This is a genomic window from Dietzia sp. IBK-p2-15D (genome assembly GCF_057773105.1).
This window is the reverse complement of record NZ_JBYMTK010000008.1, coordinates 1-12722: the sequence shown is the minus strand read 5'-3', so window position 1 is coordinate 12722 and position 12722 is coordinate 1. Positions and strand designations below refer to the sequence as shown.

The window sequence follows — 12722 nt, the reverse complement described above, 5'->3', positions numbered from 1 at the left end:
GTGACGCCGGCCGTTGAATCAGGCGGAGCAGGTAGCGCACCCGGTGTCCGCGCGGGCGTATTCGACGAACCCGCGGGAGAGGTAGTTGGGGACGGCGGCGGGGGAGTCGTCGTCGCAGGTGTGCAGCCACACCCGGCGGCACCCGGGGACGTTCCAGGCGATGCGGCAGACCTCGGAGAGGAACCAGCCGCCCAGGCCGCGGTCGGCGAATTGGGGGAGCAGGCCGAAGTAGACGATCTCCACGTCGACGCCGTCGTCCCCGGCACCGTCGGCGTTGTCGGCGGGCGGGCCGGTGGTCTCGTCGCAGGGGCTCATGCGGAGTTCGGCGAACCCGACGACCTCGCCGCCCCGGGTCGCACGCAGCGTGCTGACGCACGGGTCGGAGCAGTACGAGGCCCAGTCGCCCTCCGCCCACTCCAGCCGATCGACCCAGTTCCAGTCGACGCCGATCTCGCGGTACATCCGCGAGTTGAACGACGGCTCGGCGGGGAAGACGCGGGAGATGGTCAGCTCCGCACGGCCAGCGGGACGCAGGTGGTCGGCGTCGGTCTGCTGGAAGTAGGTCACGCTGGTCATCGGGTTATTGAAGCACCGCCGCCCTCCCAGACCCAACATTCGCGGGGGGAGGGCGGCGAGGAGATCAACCACGCGGGGTGCGCAGCCTGCGCTATTCGGCTGACCGCTTGTCGTACCGATTCAGTTGAACGAGATGTGCGGAACGCCCGGGAGGTTCAGGTTGTTGACGGACCCGGCAGCGGCGTCCTTCGCCTTGTTCATCTCGTACTGGATGGCGTTCTCGATGCCGGTCGCCGCGTGGGGATTGCCCGCCACAGCGCCACCCAGTCCGAGTGCCGCTGACCCGCCGCCGGCAGCAACGCCGGTGCCGACGATCCCCGCGGGAACCGCCCAAGCGGGGGCGGTGGCCACTGCCGCAGCTGCACCTGCCACGGCAGGCGCGGCAGATGCGGCCCCGGCCGGAATGGCTGCGTTGGCGATCATTCCCGCGATGAGAAGTGAGATCGGATCCACGATTGTTCCCTTTCGTTCCTACTGTGAGAAAGCTGGCGGTCGGATGAGCGTCAGCCGAGGTGAAGTTGTTTGGGGGCGATTGGCGCCTGGGGGATGATCTCCCCGCGTCCGCCGAGGTCGATGGTGATGGTTTCGGGGGCCGGTGGCGCTGGTGCAGGCGCTGGCGCGGGAGCCGGAGCGGGCGCCGGTGCGGGCCGGTACGGGGCCGGAGCGGCCGGCTGCGCGGGGAACACCGGCGCCCGGACGACCGGCGGCGGAGCTGGCACGACCGGCGCGTGCGCGGCGGCCGGGCGGGCCGGCGACGGCTCGCGTCTCGACGAAGGCAGTCGCTCGCTGCTCACCGGCGCGGTCGAGGTCGCGGAGGTGGAGGACGAAGGTTGCGTCGAGGTAGGGGAGGGTGCGGCTGATGTGAGGCCGGACTGCTGCACCGAGGACGCCACCGGCCCAGCCGCTGTGGCTGTCGCCGTCCCCCCGGAGAGCCAAGCTGCTCCCGCTCCCGCCGAAAACCCGAGCAGGGCCAATCCGGTGAGAACCATGAGCGACATGGATCGGGCGAATGGCGGACGCGTTGACCGCATGGGCACCCCTCCTCGAGTCATATGCCCGTGCGCCATTCGTCCGGGCGGATGCTGAACCCCTCAGCTCATGCGGCGTGAACATTAAGACTGTGTCGGCGGTGCCTCAACGTTTTCCTCACTAACGAGATCACCTGGCGAATAATCCTGTGACCTGCTGATATGTCGCCTAACTCAAGGAATCAGGCGAACCCGCAGGTAACAGCGATCGGTAAGTGAATCGCGGTGACATCACAATTGCGTGAGAAGGCTCTGATGCGTGACCGGGATCACAGATGAATGTGACCCACACTGATATGGAGCGACCAGTTGCGAGTCGCCCCGAGATCCGTACTGTCGCGGCATGGCTAACGTACTGATGATCATGTCCGCAGCCGACCACTGGACCCTCAAGGACGGGTCGGAGCATCCCACCGGTTTCTGGGCCGAGGAGTTCGTGGCCCCGTACGAGGTGTTCACCGACGCCGGCTGGTCCGTCACCGTCGCGACCCCGGGTGGGCGTGCTCCCACCGTCGACCAGGCCAGCCTCGGCGAAGGCGCCGGCGACCCGGAGACCCTGGACAAGGTGAAGGCCTCGCTCGACCGGCTCGCGCCCGTCCTGGACTCCCCGGCCGACCTGGCCTCCGTCGATCACAACGAGTTCGACGTCGTGTTCTACCCGGGCGGTCACGGTCCCCTGCAGGACCTCGCCGTGGACAAGACCTCCGGTGCGATTCTCGCCGAGCGGGTGACCGCGGAGAAGCCGCTGGCCATGCTGTGCCACGCCCCCGCGGCCGTGCTCGCGGCCTCGGAGGACGCGTCGTCCTCGCCGTTCGCTGGATACAAGATGACCGGGTTCTCCAACGTCGAGGAGGAGCAGGTCGGCCTGGCCGAGGGCGCGCCCTGGCTGCTCGAGGACAAGCTCGTCGAGCTGGGCGCCGACTACTCCTCCGCCGCCGAGCCGTGGGGCTCGCACGTGGTGGTGGACCGCAACCTCTACACGGGTCAGAACCCCCAGTCCTCGGAGGAGCTCGCCAAGCGGATTGTCTCCGACCTCGGCTGACTCCGTGCCGGTGAGCCACATCGTCGACCGGCACGCCGTCATCGGCGGCCACCGGATCTCGTTCGGCGTGCACGGCGAGGGCGAACCCGTCGTCCTTCTCCACGGAACGCCCTCGTCGTCGTACATCTGGCGCGACGTGGTGCCCGTCCTCACCGGCGCCGGGTACCGCGTCCACGTCTTCGACCTCCTCGGATACGGGCTGTCGGAGCGGCCGCGGGACCCTGACGTCGACACGTCGATCACCGGGCAGGTCGCCATCCTGGAGGGCCTGCTGGGGGAGTGGGGACTCGACACGTTCCACCTGGTGGCCCACGACATCGGCGGCGGGATCGCGCAACGCTTCGGCGTGCAGTCGACCGGGCGCCTGCGGTCCCTGACCCTCATCGACGTGGTGAGCTTCGACAGCTACCCCTCCGAGCGGACCCGGCAACAGATGGCCGACGGGTTGGACGAGCTGGCCCGCACGCCGGACGCCGAGCACCGGGCGCACTTCCGGAACTGGTTGCTGTCCACGCACAGCGACCCGGCGAACTTCGACCCCGCCGCGCTCGAGGTGTACGTCGACCTCATCAGCGGTCCGATCGGCCAACCGAGCTTCTTCCGGCACCAGGTCGCGCACTACGACCCGCGCCACACGCTGGAGATCTCCGACCAGCTGGACAGGCTCGGTCGGATCCCGGTGCAGCTGCTCTGGGGAGCCGACGACACCTGGCAGGTCACCGACTGGGCGCACCGACTCCACACCGCGATCCCCGGCAGCGAACTGCACCTCATCGAGAACTGTGGCCACTTCGCGCCGGAGGAACGCCCGGCCGAGGTCGCCGCGGCACTCCGGGCATTCCTCGACGCCCACCGGGGCTGACCGGGCCCAGAGCGCCCGGGGCTCGCGGTCCCGGCCGGACCCGGGACCGCCGCCGTTGCCGGGGCCCGTGTGAGGATTGTGCCCGTGACGCAACCGACAGAGTCGAAGGTCCGAGGCTGGGCCGCGCTCGCCGTGGTCGCCTACGGCGCCGTGGTGGTGGCGCTGACCATGCTCAAGGCCTACTTCGTGATCGGTCTGCTGTGGCGGCCGGAATCCCAGCGCGGTCGCTCGGTCGAATGGGTACCGTTCGCCCAGTTAGGGGACGCCCAGACCTGGTTCGGCCCGGTGTTCGACGCGCTCGGCAACCTGGCCTTCTTCGTGCCGCTCGGGGTGCTCCTGTACATCCTGCTGGAGAGCCGAGCCGGGGCGGTCCTCGTCGTCGTCGTCACCGGAGCGGCGATCAGCGCGACGGTCGAGGTCCTCCAGTACGCCCTCGCCCTGGGACACTCCGACGTCACGGACCTGCTGTTCAACACCGCCGGGGCGCTGGTCGGCGCCCTCATAGCGCGCGCCTGCGGCCCGCGCCTCCACTCACTGTGGATCGGCCTGGCGCTCGTCACCGCTGCGGTGTTCGCCGTTCTGGTCGTCCTCGGGCCGCGCCTGGGCGACCCCGCCGCAGTGGTGGAGCTGGGGACGGGCAGGTCACCGGCGCGGTGACCCGCGGAGGGGTCGTCGCGCCCCTGGCGCCCCCTACGCTCCCGCGCCGGGGTCGGTGCCGGCGCCGGCGTCAGTGTCGGCGGCCCGCCCGTACCGGCCGGCCAGCCACGCGCACACGATCAGCTGGATCTGGTGGAACAGCATCAGCGGCAGGACCAGGAGCCCGATCGGCTGGCCGACGAACAGCACGGCCGCCATCGGCAAACCCGTGGCCAGCGACTTCTTGGACCCGCAGAACTGCACGACGCGCTTGTCCCGGTCCTCGAAACGCAGGGCCCGGGAGGCGAGTTCGGTGAGACCCAGCACGACCGCGAGCAGCACGCAGCACGCGAGGATCAACCAGGCCAGCTCGGCGGCGCCGATCGTCGACCAGATCCCGTCGGCGACCCCGTCGGAGAACGCCGCGTAGACCACCAGCACGATGACGGTCTTGTCGAACAGCGCGATCCGCTTGATCCTGCGGATGACCGGCAGGACCCAGGTCCGCAGGAGCTGGCCCGCCACGAACGGCAGGAGCAGCTGCAGGGCGATCGTGCCGACCGAGTCCCACGTGATGACCACGGACCCGTCGGTGGTCATGAGGGCGAACACAAGCAGGGGAGTGATCACCACCCCCAGCAGGTTGGACACCGACGCCGACACCACCGCCGCGCTGACGTGACCGCGGGCGATCGCGACGAAGGTGATGGACGACTGGACGGTCGACGGGACCAGGGTGAGGAACAGGAACCCGGCGGCCAGGGAGGCGCCGAGCACGGGCGTGAGAAGCCACTGGCCGAGCAGACCGAGGAGCGGGAACAGGAGATACGTCGAGGCGAGCACGACCGAGTGGAGCCGCCAGTGCGTGAGACCGACCACCAGTTCGCGGGGCTCGAGGCGCGCGCCGTAGAGGAAGAACAGCACGGCGATGCCGATCGTCGTCACCCAGTCGAGCGCGTCGGCCGCGCCACCGGTGGCGGGCAGGAACGCGGCGACCACCACCGCCGCCAGGATCGCCAGGATGAACGGCTCGATCCGGAGACGACGCAGAATGCCCATCCGCCTATTCCACCACCAGGGCGGCGGGGGCCGACCGATAGGCTCGGCACCATGACGGAGCGCAGGCGATGACCGGACAGACCGGACAGGCCGGACAGACCGGACAGGCCGGACAGGCCCCGGAGGGGTGGCGGCCCAGGGCGTTGCGGGACGGCGAGGAACCGGACCCCCGGTTCACGCTCGCCAACGAGCGCACCTTCCTGGCGTGGATCCGCACCAGCCTCGGGTTGACGGCGGGCGCGGTGGCGATGGAGGCCTTCGCGGGGGATGAGATCCCGGAGATCGTCCGCACGCCGCTGGCCTGCATCCTGTTGGTGCTGGCGGCGGTCCTCGCGATCGTGGCGTTCCGGCGGTGGATCCGGATCGAGGCCTCGATGCGTCACCAGCGGCCGCTGCCCATGCCGCAGGCATCCATCCTGCTGGTGCTGGGGATCTCGATCGGCGCGGTCCTGCTCATCGTGGCGATCCTGGGCGGCACCTTCGCATGAGCACGCCCCGGCAGCGGCGGATCGGCGTGGAGCCGCGGGCGGTGCCGCCCGACGCGGGATTGGCCGCCGAGCGCACCAGCCTGTCGTGGGCCCGGACGTGGGCCGTGGTGGGCGTGAACATCATCCTCATCGCCAAGCTGGTGGCGGAGACGTCGGTGTTCTGGGCGTCGGTGTTCTCGTTGCTCACCGTGGTCCCGCTGCTGGCGCTGCTCCGGGTGCAGCGTCACCACGAGCGGCGGGTCGGGCGCTTCGTCCGCGGGGCCGAGGTGCCGCAGACGCGGGCGGCCCACAACGTCGGTCTGGTGGTGTTGGTCGTCGTGATGGCCACCTGCGGCCTGGTCGCCGTGCTCACCAGCCTGGTGACCGGCTAGCTGTGACCCGATCGGGCGGCCCGGCCGAGCGAGGCGAGGCCCTGCTCGAACTGATCGCCCAGCACCTTGTCCATCTTGATCAGCCGACTCATGATGCGCAGGAGAGGTCCGCGCCGGCCGGTCATGTGCCAGGCGACCTCGGTCGATTCCGGACCGCGCGGGACGAGGGTGAACGTGGTGGGGTTGATGCCCTTGATGGGCTTGCTGAACCTCAGGTCGATCACGACCTGGCGCCCCGCGGAGGCGTCGACGATCTCCATCGAGCCGGCACCGGCCTTCGCGTTGCCGGACCACTCGTAGTGGGCGCCCACGCCGCGCTCGGGGCCGCTGTACCGGCGCTCCATGCCCGGGTCGACGTTCTCCCACGGCGACCAGTCTTCCCAGGCATGGAAGTCCTCGAGCTGGGCGAACACCGCCGCGGCGGGGGCGTCGAGGACGGCTGTTCGGCTGATCGAGTATTCGCCTGCCATGGCGGACTCCTCACCGTGTGATCGTGGAATCCATTGTGCGCCCGTCGCCGGCCCCGGGCGGGCGAACGTCGATGCCGGTCGGAGAATCTCAGGTGTTCTTGGCCCGCCCGCTCAGGGCGTCGCGGAGGCGGTCGACCATGCCGACGCCGGGCCCCAGGGTCATGTGGAACAACTCGGAGTGCGGTGAACCGGGATGCGGCCGGGTCGGGGCGATCTTCTTGGCGGCCTCGACCTTGCGGCCCAGGTCGACCAGGTCCTCGGCGGAGATGTGCTTCCGCATCTTGGGGAACTGGTCCGACTCCTCGTCGTCGGCGTGGTGGTCGAGGAGTTCCTTGAACCGCTTCACGGTGGCGATGAACTCGGCGCTCCCGGCGTCCAGGCCCTCGAGCTCCTTCATCACCTCTTCGAGTTCCTGGTGTTCTTCCTTGTCGTGCTCGACCTCGTCCGTGCCGTCCGGCACCTCGCGCTCGTAGACGGGGTAGACGAACAGTTCCTCGGCCACGGAGTGGCGTACGACCTCGGCGATGGCGGAGTCCGCCAGCGAGCGGCGCTCCTCCGGGTCGGCGGTGTCCTCGATCAACTCGAGGAGTCCGACCATCTCGCGGTGGTCGGCGGTGAGGATGTCTACGACGTCCCCGGCGGCTGCGGTGTCGGCCATGAGGCTCTCCTTCGCGGTGTGAGACGGATGGACCTTTCGACCGTAGAGGCGGCCGTGCGCGACGGCCACCGGACCGACGGCCACCGGAGGAGCCGGGGGCCGGTTCGGTGGGGGCCCAGTGGCCGGCTCGCGGCCGGGTCAGTGGCCCGTGCTCTCCGTCTCGCACATGCCCTGCAGGACGCAGCTGCCACAGCCGCCGGTGACGCCGCAGTCCGCGGCGGGGTCGCCGGGCGTGGAGCCGGCGGGGGAGCAGGTGGCGGCGCCGTCGGGGGAGGAGCCCGCGTCACCGCAGGTCGAGGCGTCGGTGGCGGCGGGGTTTGTTGCGCCGGCGGAGTGGCCGCCGCAGCCGTCGGGGCCGCAGCCACAGCCGCCCTGGTCGCCGGATGTGGCGTCCCACCTGGCCGCCGCGCGTGCCCCGGCCAGGCCGGCGACGCTGAGCAGGGCGAGGGAGGCGACGAGGGAGACGACGACGACGAGGCCGCCGACCCAACCGCCGATCAGTCCCAGGGCGAGCGCACCGAGCAGCAGCACGAGACCGGCGCCGAGGAACGAGGGGGCGGCGGCGCGGTTGGCGAGTTCCCAGGCCTCGGGGGAGCGGCGGGTCTCCGGGGTGCGTACGCCCAGGACGCCGTTGCCGGGCAGTCTGCCGACGAGCGCCGCTACACCCGTGCCCGCGAGCACGAGGGCGAGCCCCACGAGGAGCACCATGACCACCACGAGCACTGCGTTCACGCCACCGAGGGTACGCCCGCGGCGTCGGATCTCCGATTCGACTCAGCCCCGCCGGGACCCCGGACCTGGGCGAGCAACCGGGCGAGTTCGCGCTTGTCCTTCGCGCTGAGGCGGTCGAGGAACTCCCGCCGCACCGTGGCGACGTGATCGGGCGCGGCTTTCTCGATCTCGGCAATGCCCTCGTCGGTGGTGGACACGAACGCCCCGCGGCCGTCGTCGGGGCAGCTGGTGCGCTCCACGAGTCCGCGCTTGACCATCCGGGTGACCTGGTGGGACAGGCGGCTGCGCTCCCACTGCAACGCGTCGGCGAGCGCGGTCATCCGCAGCGGACCGTCGGCCTCGCTGAGGTAGACCAGCACCTCGAACTCGGGTTCCGTGAGGCTCGACGAGGTCTTGAGGTCGCGCTGGATCTCCAGATGCAGGCGCCCCTGGATCGCGAGGTAGTCACGCCACAGCGCCTTTTCCTCGTCGTCCAACCATCGCACGTCCTGACCCGGAACCTGTTCAGCCATGCACCCAGCGTACCCGGTTAGTTGACACAACACATAGGGCCCGGTTAGGAATGTGTGTCACATCATCTACTGAGGGAGTCGCATGACCGCCAACACCGCCACCACGACCGCCGACACCACCACCGCCACGCGGCCGGCCACTGCGCCCCCGGCCCCCGTCGAGACCCGCCTGCTGCCCGTGCCGGCGGTCGTCCGCGACCTCGGCCTGCTCCTCGCCCGTGTCCTGCTGGGCGCCGTGCTGATCGTGCACGGCGGGCAGAAGATCTTCGTCAACGGCGTGGACGGCACCGGCGCCTTCTTCGAGTCGGTCGGCGTCCCCGCAGCCCAGGCCGCGGCCGCGTTCGCCGGTGCCGCGGAACTCGTCGGCGGCATCCTGCTCGTTCTGGGTCTGCTCACCCAGGCGGTGGCCGTCCTCGTCGTCGTCGTCATGGTCGGTGCCTACGCCTACGTCCACAAGGCCGCCGGCATCTACGCCGCCGACGGTGGCTGGGAGCTCGTCGCCGTGATCGGCCTGGCCGTCGCCGTGTTCGGTCTGGTCGGCACCGGGCGCTACAGCCTCGACGCCCTCATCGCCGGGCGTCGCGCCGCCAGGGGCTGATCAACCCCGCCCTCGGCCGACGGGGCGGTGCCCACACGCTGACGCGGCCCGACCCGCCCCAGGGTTTAGGCTGGACACCGCCTGCGTGTGGGCACCGGCGATACCAGGGAGAGCAGACAACCGTGAGCAGCAGCGACCAGACCGCCACCGGCGTGCAGTCCGAGACCGGACCGCAGTCCGACACCGGACCGGCCCACCGCTACGGAGCCGGGTTGGCCGGGCAGATCGAGTCGCGCTGGCAGGCCGAATGGGCCGAGCGCGGCACGTTCGAGGCCCCGAACCCCGTCGGCCCCCTCGCCGACCCGGACGGCGCCGCCCCGCCCGAGGACAAGCTCTTCGTCCAGGACATGTTCCCCTACCCGTCGGGCGCCGGGCTGCACGTCGGCCACCCGCTCGGCTACATCGCCACGGACGTCTTCGCCCGCTACAACCGCATGCTCGGCACCAACGTCCTGCACACCCTGGGCTACGACGCCTTCGGCCTGCCCGCCGAGCAGTACGCCGTCCAGACCGGTCAGCACCCGCGCGTGACCACCGAGGCCAACATCGCCAACATGGAGCGCCAGCTCGGCCGCCTCGGCCTGGGCCACGACCGCCGCCGCGTGTTCGCCACCACCGACACCGACTTCTACCGCTGGACCCAGTGGATCTTCCTGCAGATCCACGGCTCCTGGTACGACCCCGAGGCCCCCGCCCGCGCGATCGACGGCGGCGAGCACCCCACCCGCACCGGCCGCGCCCGGCCCATCGCCGAGCTGGTCGAGCAGTTCGTCTCCGGTTCCCGCCCCCTGCCGGGCGAGCACGCCGGCCGCGACTGGGCCGAGCTCTCACGCGCCGAGCAGGAGAAGGTCCTCGACGCCCACCGGCTGGTGTACCTCTCCGACTCCACAGTCAACTGGTGCCCCGGGCTGGGCACCGTCCTGGCCAACGAGGAGGTCACCGCCGAGGGCCGCTCCGAGCGAGGCAACTTCCCCGTCTTCCGCAAGAACCTGAGCCAGTGGATGATGCGGATCACCGCCTACGCCGACCGGCTCGTCGACGATCTCGACCGCCTCGACTGGACCGACAAGGTCAAGTCCATGCAGCGCAACTGGATCGGCCGCTCCCAGGGCGCCCGCGTCCGCTTCGCCGTGGCGGACCAGTCCATCGAGGTGTTCACCACCCGCCCCGACACCCTCTTCGGCGCCACCTACATGGTCCTGTCGCCCGAACACCCGCTGGTCGACGAGCTGGCCGGCCCGTTCTGGCCGGAGACCGGCGCGGCCGGTGCGGGCGCCGGGGGCGGGCTCGACGAGCGCTGGACCGGCGGCCACTCCTCGCCCGCCGAGGCCGTGGTGGAGTACCGCCGGCGCGCAGCGCAGAAGACCGACCTGGAACGCCAGGAGAACAAGGAGAAGACCGGCGTCTTCCTCGGCGTCCACGCCATCAACCCGGTCAACGGCGAGCAGATCCCCGTGTTCGTCGCCGACTACGTGCTCATGGGCTACGGCACCGGCGCGATCATGGCCGTGCCCGGCCACGACGCCCGCGACCACGAGTTCGCAGGAGCCTTCGGACTGCCCATCGTGCAGGTCGTGGCGCCGGCGGACGGCTCGGAGATCGACGTGCAGGCCGAGGCCTTCACCGGCGACGGCGTGGCCGTGAACTCCACCAACTCCGGCGGGCTGGTGCTCGACGGGCTGGCCGTGGACGAGGCCAAGGCCGCCACCATCGCGTGGCTCGAGGGCCAGGGCACCGGCGAGGGCACCATCCAGTACAAGCTGCGCGACTGGCTGTTCGCCCGCCAGCGCTACTGGGGCGAGCCGTTCCCGGTGGTCTACGACTCCGACGGCGTGCCCCACGCCCTGCCCGACGAGCTGCTGCCCGTCGAGCTGCCCGAGGTCGAGGACTACAAGCCCGTCTCGTTCGACCCCGACGACGCCGACTCCGTGCCGTCCCCGCCGCTGGCCAAGGCCACCGACTGGATGACCGTCGAGCTCGACCTCGGGGACGGCCTGCAGACCTACACCCGCGACGCCAACGTCATGCCCAACTGGGCCGGCTCGAGCTGGTACCAGCTGCGCTACATCGACCCCACCAACTCCGAGCAGCTGTGCGCACTGGAGAACGAGCGCTACTGGACCGGGCCCCGGCCCGAGACCCACGGCGCGAACGACCCGGGCGGCGTCGACCTCTACGTCGGCGGCGTCGAGCACGCCGTGCTGCACCTGCTCTACTCCCGCTTCTGGCACAAGGTGCTGTTCGACCTGGGCCACGTCACCAGTGAGGAGCCCTACCGCCGCCTGTACAACCAGGGCTACATCCAGGCCTTCGCCTACACCGACGCCCGTGGCGTCTACGTGCCGGCGGCCGAGGTGACCGAGCGCGACGGGAAGTTCTACTGGACCGACACCTCCGCCGGCGCCGACGCCGCCGAGATCGAGGTGTTCCAGGAGTACGGGAAGATGGGCAAGTCGCTCAAGAACTCCGTCTCCCCGGACGAGATCTGCGACTCCTACGGCGCCGACACCCTGCGTGTGTACGAGATGTCCATGGGCCCGCTCGACACCTCCCGGCCCTGGGCCACCAAGGACGTCGTGGGCGCGCACCGCTTCCTGCAGCGGCTGTGGCGCGTGGTGATCGACGAGAACACCGGCGAGGTCCGCGTCACCGACACCGAGTCGGCGGACGGCGCGCCGGGCGAGGACGTGCTCAAGGCGCTGCACAAGACCATCGCCGGGGTCCGCGACGACTTCGCCGGCCTGCGCGACAACACCGCGATCGCCAAGCTCATCGAGTACGTCAACACCCTGACCAAGACCTACCCGACCGAGGGACCGGGCGCCCCGCGCTCGGTCGTCGAGCCGCTGGTGCTCATGGTGGCGCCCGTCGCCCCGCACCTGGCCGAGGAACTGTGGTCGCGGCTCGGGCACACCGGGTCGCTGGCCCACGGGCCGTTCCCCGAGCACGACGAGTCCTACCTGGTCGAGGACTCCGTCGAGTACCCGGTGCAGATCAAGGGCAAAGTGCGCTCGCGCATCACCGTTCCCGCCGACGCCACGCCCGCTGATGTCGAGTCCGCGGCCCTGGCGGATGCCAAGGTGCAGGAGAACCTCGGTGGCGCGGCGCCCAGGAAGGTCATCGTGGTGCCGGGCAAGATGGTCAACATCGTCCCCTGAGTCCGGCCCCGGATCTGGCCCCAGATCTGACCCTGAATCCGCTATCCGGATTCCGGATCCGCTACTCCCGTGCGGGTAGCCCCCTGTGGCTCAGGCTGGTTGTGAGTCGGCGATGGGCGCTGGCGGGAGGGTGTCGAGATGACGGTGGTTGTTCCATCACGCGAGCGCAGCGTTGAGGAGAGGCGGCGGTTGGCGCTTGAGTATGTCGAGTGCCGGTATGGCACCAAGGCCGCGTTTCTGCAGGAGCACCGGATCGCTGAGTGGCAGATGCGGCGGTGGGTGGCCGCGTTGGCTGACGGTGACCTCGACGGGAACGTCATCCCGCGTCAGACTGGGGAGATGACCAGGGAAGATGCAGCTGAGGTTAGGCGTCTGAACGCCCGAATCGCCAAGCTGGAAACGGAGTTGGATTCCGAGCGCAAGGTCGTTGATGCGCTGGGAAAAGCTATATCGGTCATGCACTCACTTGGCGTGGCCGACGACGGGGAGGACCCGACTGGACCGAGCAGCAGCGGCGAGAGCACGAGGAGCT

The 12722-nt window shown here is 70.3% G+C and carries 15 protein-coding genes; 8 read left to right on the top strand and 7 right to left on the bottom strand.

What is annotated here, in order from left to right:
* Positions 1-18: 18 nt before the first annotated feature.
* Together AC3DEV_RS11565 and AC3DEV_RS11560 are read right to left on the bottom strand one after the other, a co-directional pair.
* Complete coding sequence (locus AC3DEV_RS11565) at positions 19-576, bottom strand: GNAT family N-acetyltransferase (RefSeq protein ID WP_488372208.1); 558 nt, start codon at positions 574-576, stop codon at positions 19-21.
* Positions 577-696: 120 nt separating this feature from the next.
* Entirely contained in the window at positions 697-999 is a 303-nt protein-coding gene (locus AC3DEV_RS11560; RefSeq protein ID WP_488372207.1) for a hypothetical protein, read from the bottom strand.
* 948 nt (positions 1000-1947) lie between these two features.
* Between AC3DEV_RS11560 and AC3DEV_RS11555 the strand changes: the two genes are divergently transcribed.
* The 3 genes from AC3DEV_RS11555 (at position 1948) to AC3DEV_RS11545 (ending at position 4165) form a co-directional block, all read left to right on the top strand.
* Positions 1948-2646 (top strand): type 1 glutamine amidotransferase domain-containing protein, encoded by a 699-nt coding sequence (locus AC3DEV_RS11555; protein WP_488372206.1) that lies wholly within the window; start codon positions 1948-1950, stop codon positions 2644-2646.
* A 10-nt stretch (positions 2647-2656) separates the two neighbouring features.
* Complete coding sequence (locus tag AC3DEV_RS11550) at positions 2657-3508, top strand: alpha/beta fold hydrolase (protein ID WP_396444700.1); 852 nt, start codon at positions 2657-2659, stop codon at positions 3506-3508.
* 84 nt (positions 3509-3592) lie between these two features.
* The gene (locus tag AC3DEV_RS11545) at positions 3593-4165 is read left to right on the top strand and encodes a VanZ family protein (protein WP_488372205.1); all 573 of its coding nucleotides are present in this window, start codon (positions 3593-3595) and stop codon (positions 4163-4165) included.
* A 33-nt stretch (positions 4166-4198) separates the two neighbouring features.
* Here the strand turns inward: AC3DEV_RS11545 and AC3DEV_RS11540 are convergent, their stop codons facing one another.
* On the bottom strand, positions 4199-5203 hold the full coding sequence (locus AC3DEV_RS11540) for a bile acid:sodium symporter family protein (protein WP_067720134.1): 1005 nt from the start codon (positions 5201-5203) through the stop codon (positions 4199-4201).
* Between the two features lie 68 nt (positions 5204-5271).
* Here AC3DEV_RS11540 and AC3DEV_RS11535 point away from each other — a divergent pair, with 68 nt between their 5' ends.
* Positions 5272-5691 (top strand): YidH family protein, encoded by a 420-nt coding sequence (locus AC3DEV_RS11535; protein WP_488372204.1) that lies wholly within the window; start codon positions 5272-5274, stop codon positions 5689-5691.
* Positions 5688-6062 carry a DUF202 domain-containing protein gene (locus AC3DEV_RS11530; protein ID WP_488372203.1) on the top strand — a complete coding sequence of 125 codons (375 nt, stop codon included), beginning with the start codon at positions 5688-5690 and terminating at the stop codon, positions 6060-6062. Before AC3DEV_RS11535 ends, AC3DEV_RS11530 begins: the two co-directional genes overlap by 4 nt.
* Here AC3DEV_RS11530 and AC3DEV_RS11525 read toward each other — a convergent pair.
* The 4 genes from AC3DEV_RS11525 to AC3DEV_RS11510 form a co-directional block, all read right to left on the bottom strand.
* A complete protein-coding gene (locus AC3DEV_RS11525) occupies positions 6059-6532 on the bottom strand; it encodes an SRPBCC family protein (protein ID WP_488372202.1) in 474 nt (157 codons plus the stop codon). The genes AC3DEV_RS11530 and AC3DEV_RS11525 overlap by 4 nt on opposite strands.
* A gap of 88 nt (positions 6533-6620) precedes the next feature.
* Positions 6621-7190, bottom strand: a complete 570-nt coding sequence (locus AC3DEV_RS11520) for a hemerythrin domain-containing protein (protein WP_206473919.1) — start codon at positions 7188-7190, stop codon at positions 6621-6623.
* A 138-nt stretch (positions 7191-7328) separates the two neighbouring features.
* Positions 7329-7922 carry an SdpI family protein gene (locus AC3DEV_RS11515; RefSeq protein ID WP_488372201.1) on the bottom strand — a complete coding sequence of 198 codons (594 nt, stop codon included), beginning with the start codon at positions 7920-7922 and terminating at the stop codon, positions 7329-7331.
* Positions 7919-8434, bottom strand: a complete 516-nt coding sequence (locus AC3DEV_RS11510; RefSeq protein WP_488372200.1) for a MarR family winged helix-turn-helix transcriptional regulator — start codon at positions 8432-8434, stop codon at positions 7919-7921. The genes AC3DEV_RS11515 and AC3DEV_RS11510 overlap by 4 nt, the downstream gene beginning before the upstream one ends.
* A gap of 82 nt (positions 8435-8516) precedes the next feature.
* Between AC3DEV_RS11510 and AC3DEV_RS11505 the strand changes: the two genes are divergently transcribed.
* From AC3DEV_RS11505 to AC3DEV_RS11495, 3 genes are all read left to right on the top strand, one after another.
* Complete coding sequence (locus tag AC3DEV_RS11505) at positions 8517-9032, top strand: DoxX family protein (RefSeq protein ID WP_488372199.1); 516 nt, start codon at positions 8517-8519, stop codon at positions 9030-9032.
* Between the two features lie 122 nt (positions 9033-9154).
* A complete protein-coding gene (locus tag AC3DEV_RS11500) occupies positions 9155-12190 on the top strand; it encodes a leucine--tRNA ligase (RefSeq protein ID WP_488372198.1) in 3036 nt (1011 codons plus the stop codon).
* Between the two features lie 138 nt (positions 12191-12328).
* The coding region (locus AC3DEV_RS11495) for a hypothetical protein (RefSeq protein WP_061917909.1) at positions 12329-12722 on the top strand (394 nt) is incomplete at its 3' end.

Bases quoted from the DNA above. Each gene is read 5' to 3' on its own strand.
- AC3DEV_RS11565 (WP_488372208.1), bottom strand. From the start codon at position 576: ATGACCAGCGTGACCTACTTCCAGCAGACCGACGCCGACCACCTGCGT.
- AC3DEV_RS11560 (WP_488372207.1), bottom strand. From the start codon at position 999: ATGATCGCCAACGCAGCCATTCCGGCCGGGGCCGCATCTGCCGCGCCT.
- AC3DEV_RS11555 (WP_488372206.1), top strand. From the start codon at position 1,948: ATGGCTAACGTACTGATGATCATGTCCGCAGCCGACCACTGGACCCTC.
- AC3DEV_RS11540 (WP_067720134.1), bottom strand. From the start codon at position 5,203: ATGGGCATTCTGCGTCGTCTCCGGATCGAGCCGTTCATCCTGGCGATC.
- AC3DEV_RS11535 (WP_488372204.1), top strand. From the start codon at position 5,272: ATGACCGGACAGACCGGACAGGCCGGACAGACCGGACAGGCCGGACAG.
- AC3DEV_RS11530 (WP_488372203.1), top strand. From the start codon at position 5,688: ATGAGCACGCCCCGGCAGCGGCGGATCGGCGTGGAGCCGCGGGCGGTG.
- AC3DEV_RS11525 (WP_488372202.1), bottom strand. From the start codon at position 6,532: ATGGCAGGCGAATACTCGATCAGCCGAACAGCCGTCCTCGACGCCCCC.
- AC3DEV_RS11520 (WP_206473919.1), bottom strand. From the start codon at position 7,190: ATGGCCGACACCGCAGCCGCCGGGGACGTCGTAGACATCCTCACCGCC.
- AC3DEV_RS11510 (WP_488372200.1), bottom strand. From the start codon at position 8,434: ATGGCTGAACAGGTTCCGGGTCAGGACGTGCGATGGTTGGACGACGAG.
- AC3DEV_RS11505 (WP_488372199.1), top strand. From the start codon at position 8,517: ATGACCGCCAACACCGCCACCACGACCGCCGACACCACCACCGCCACG.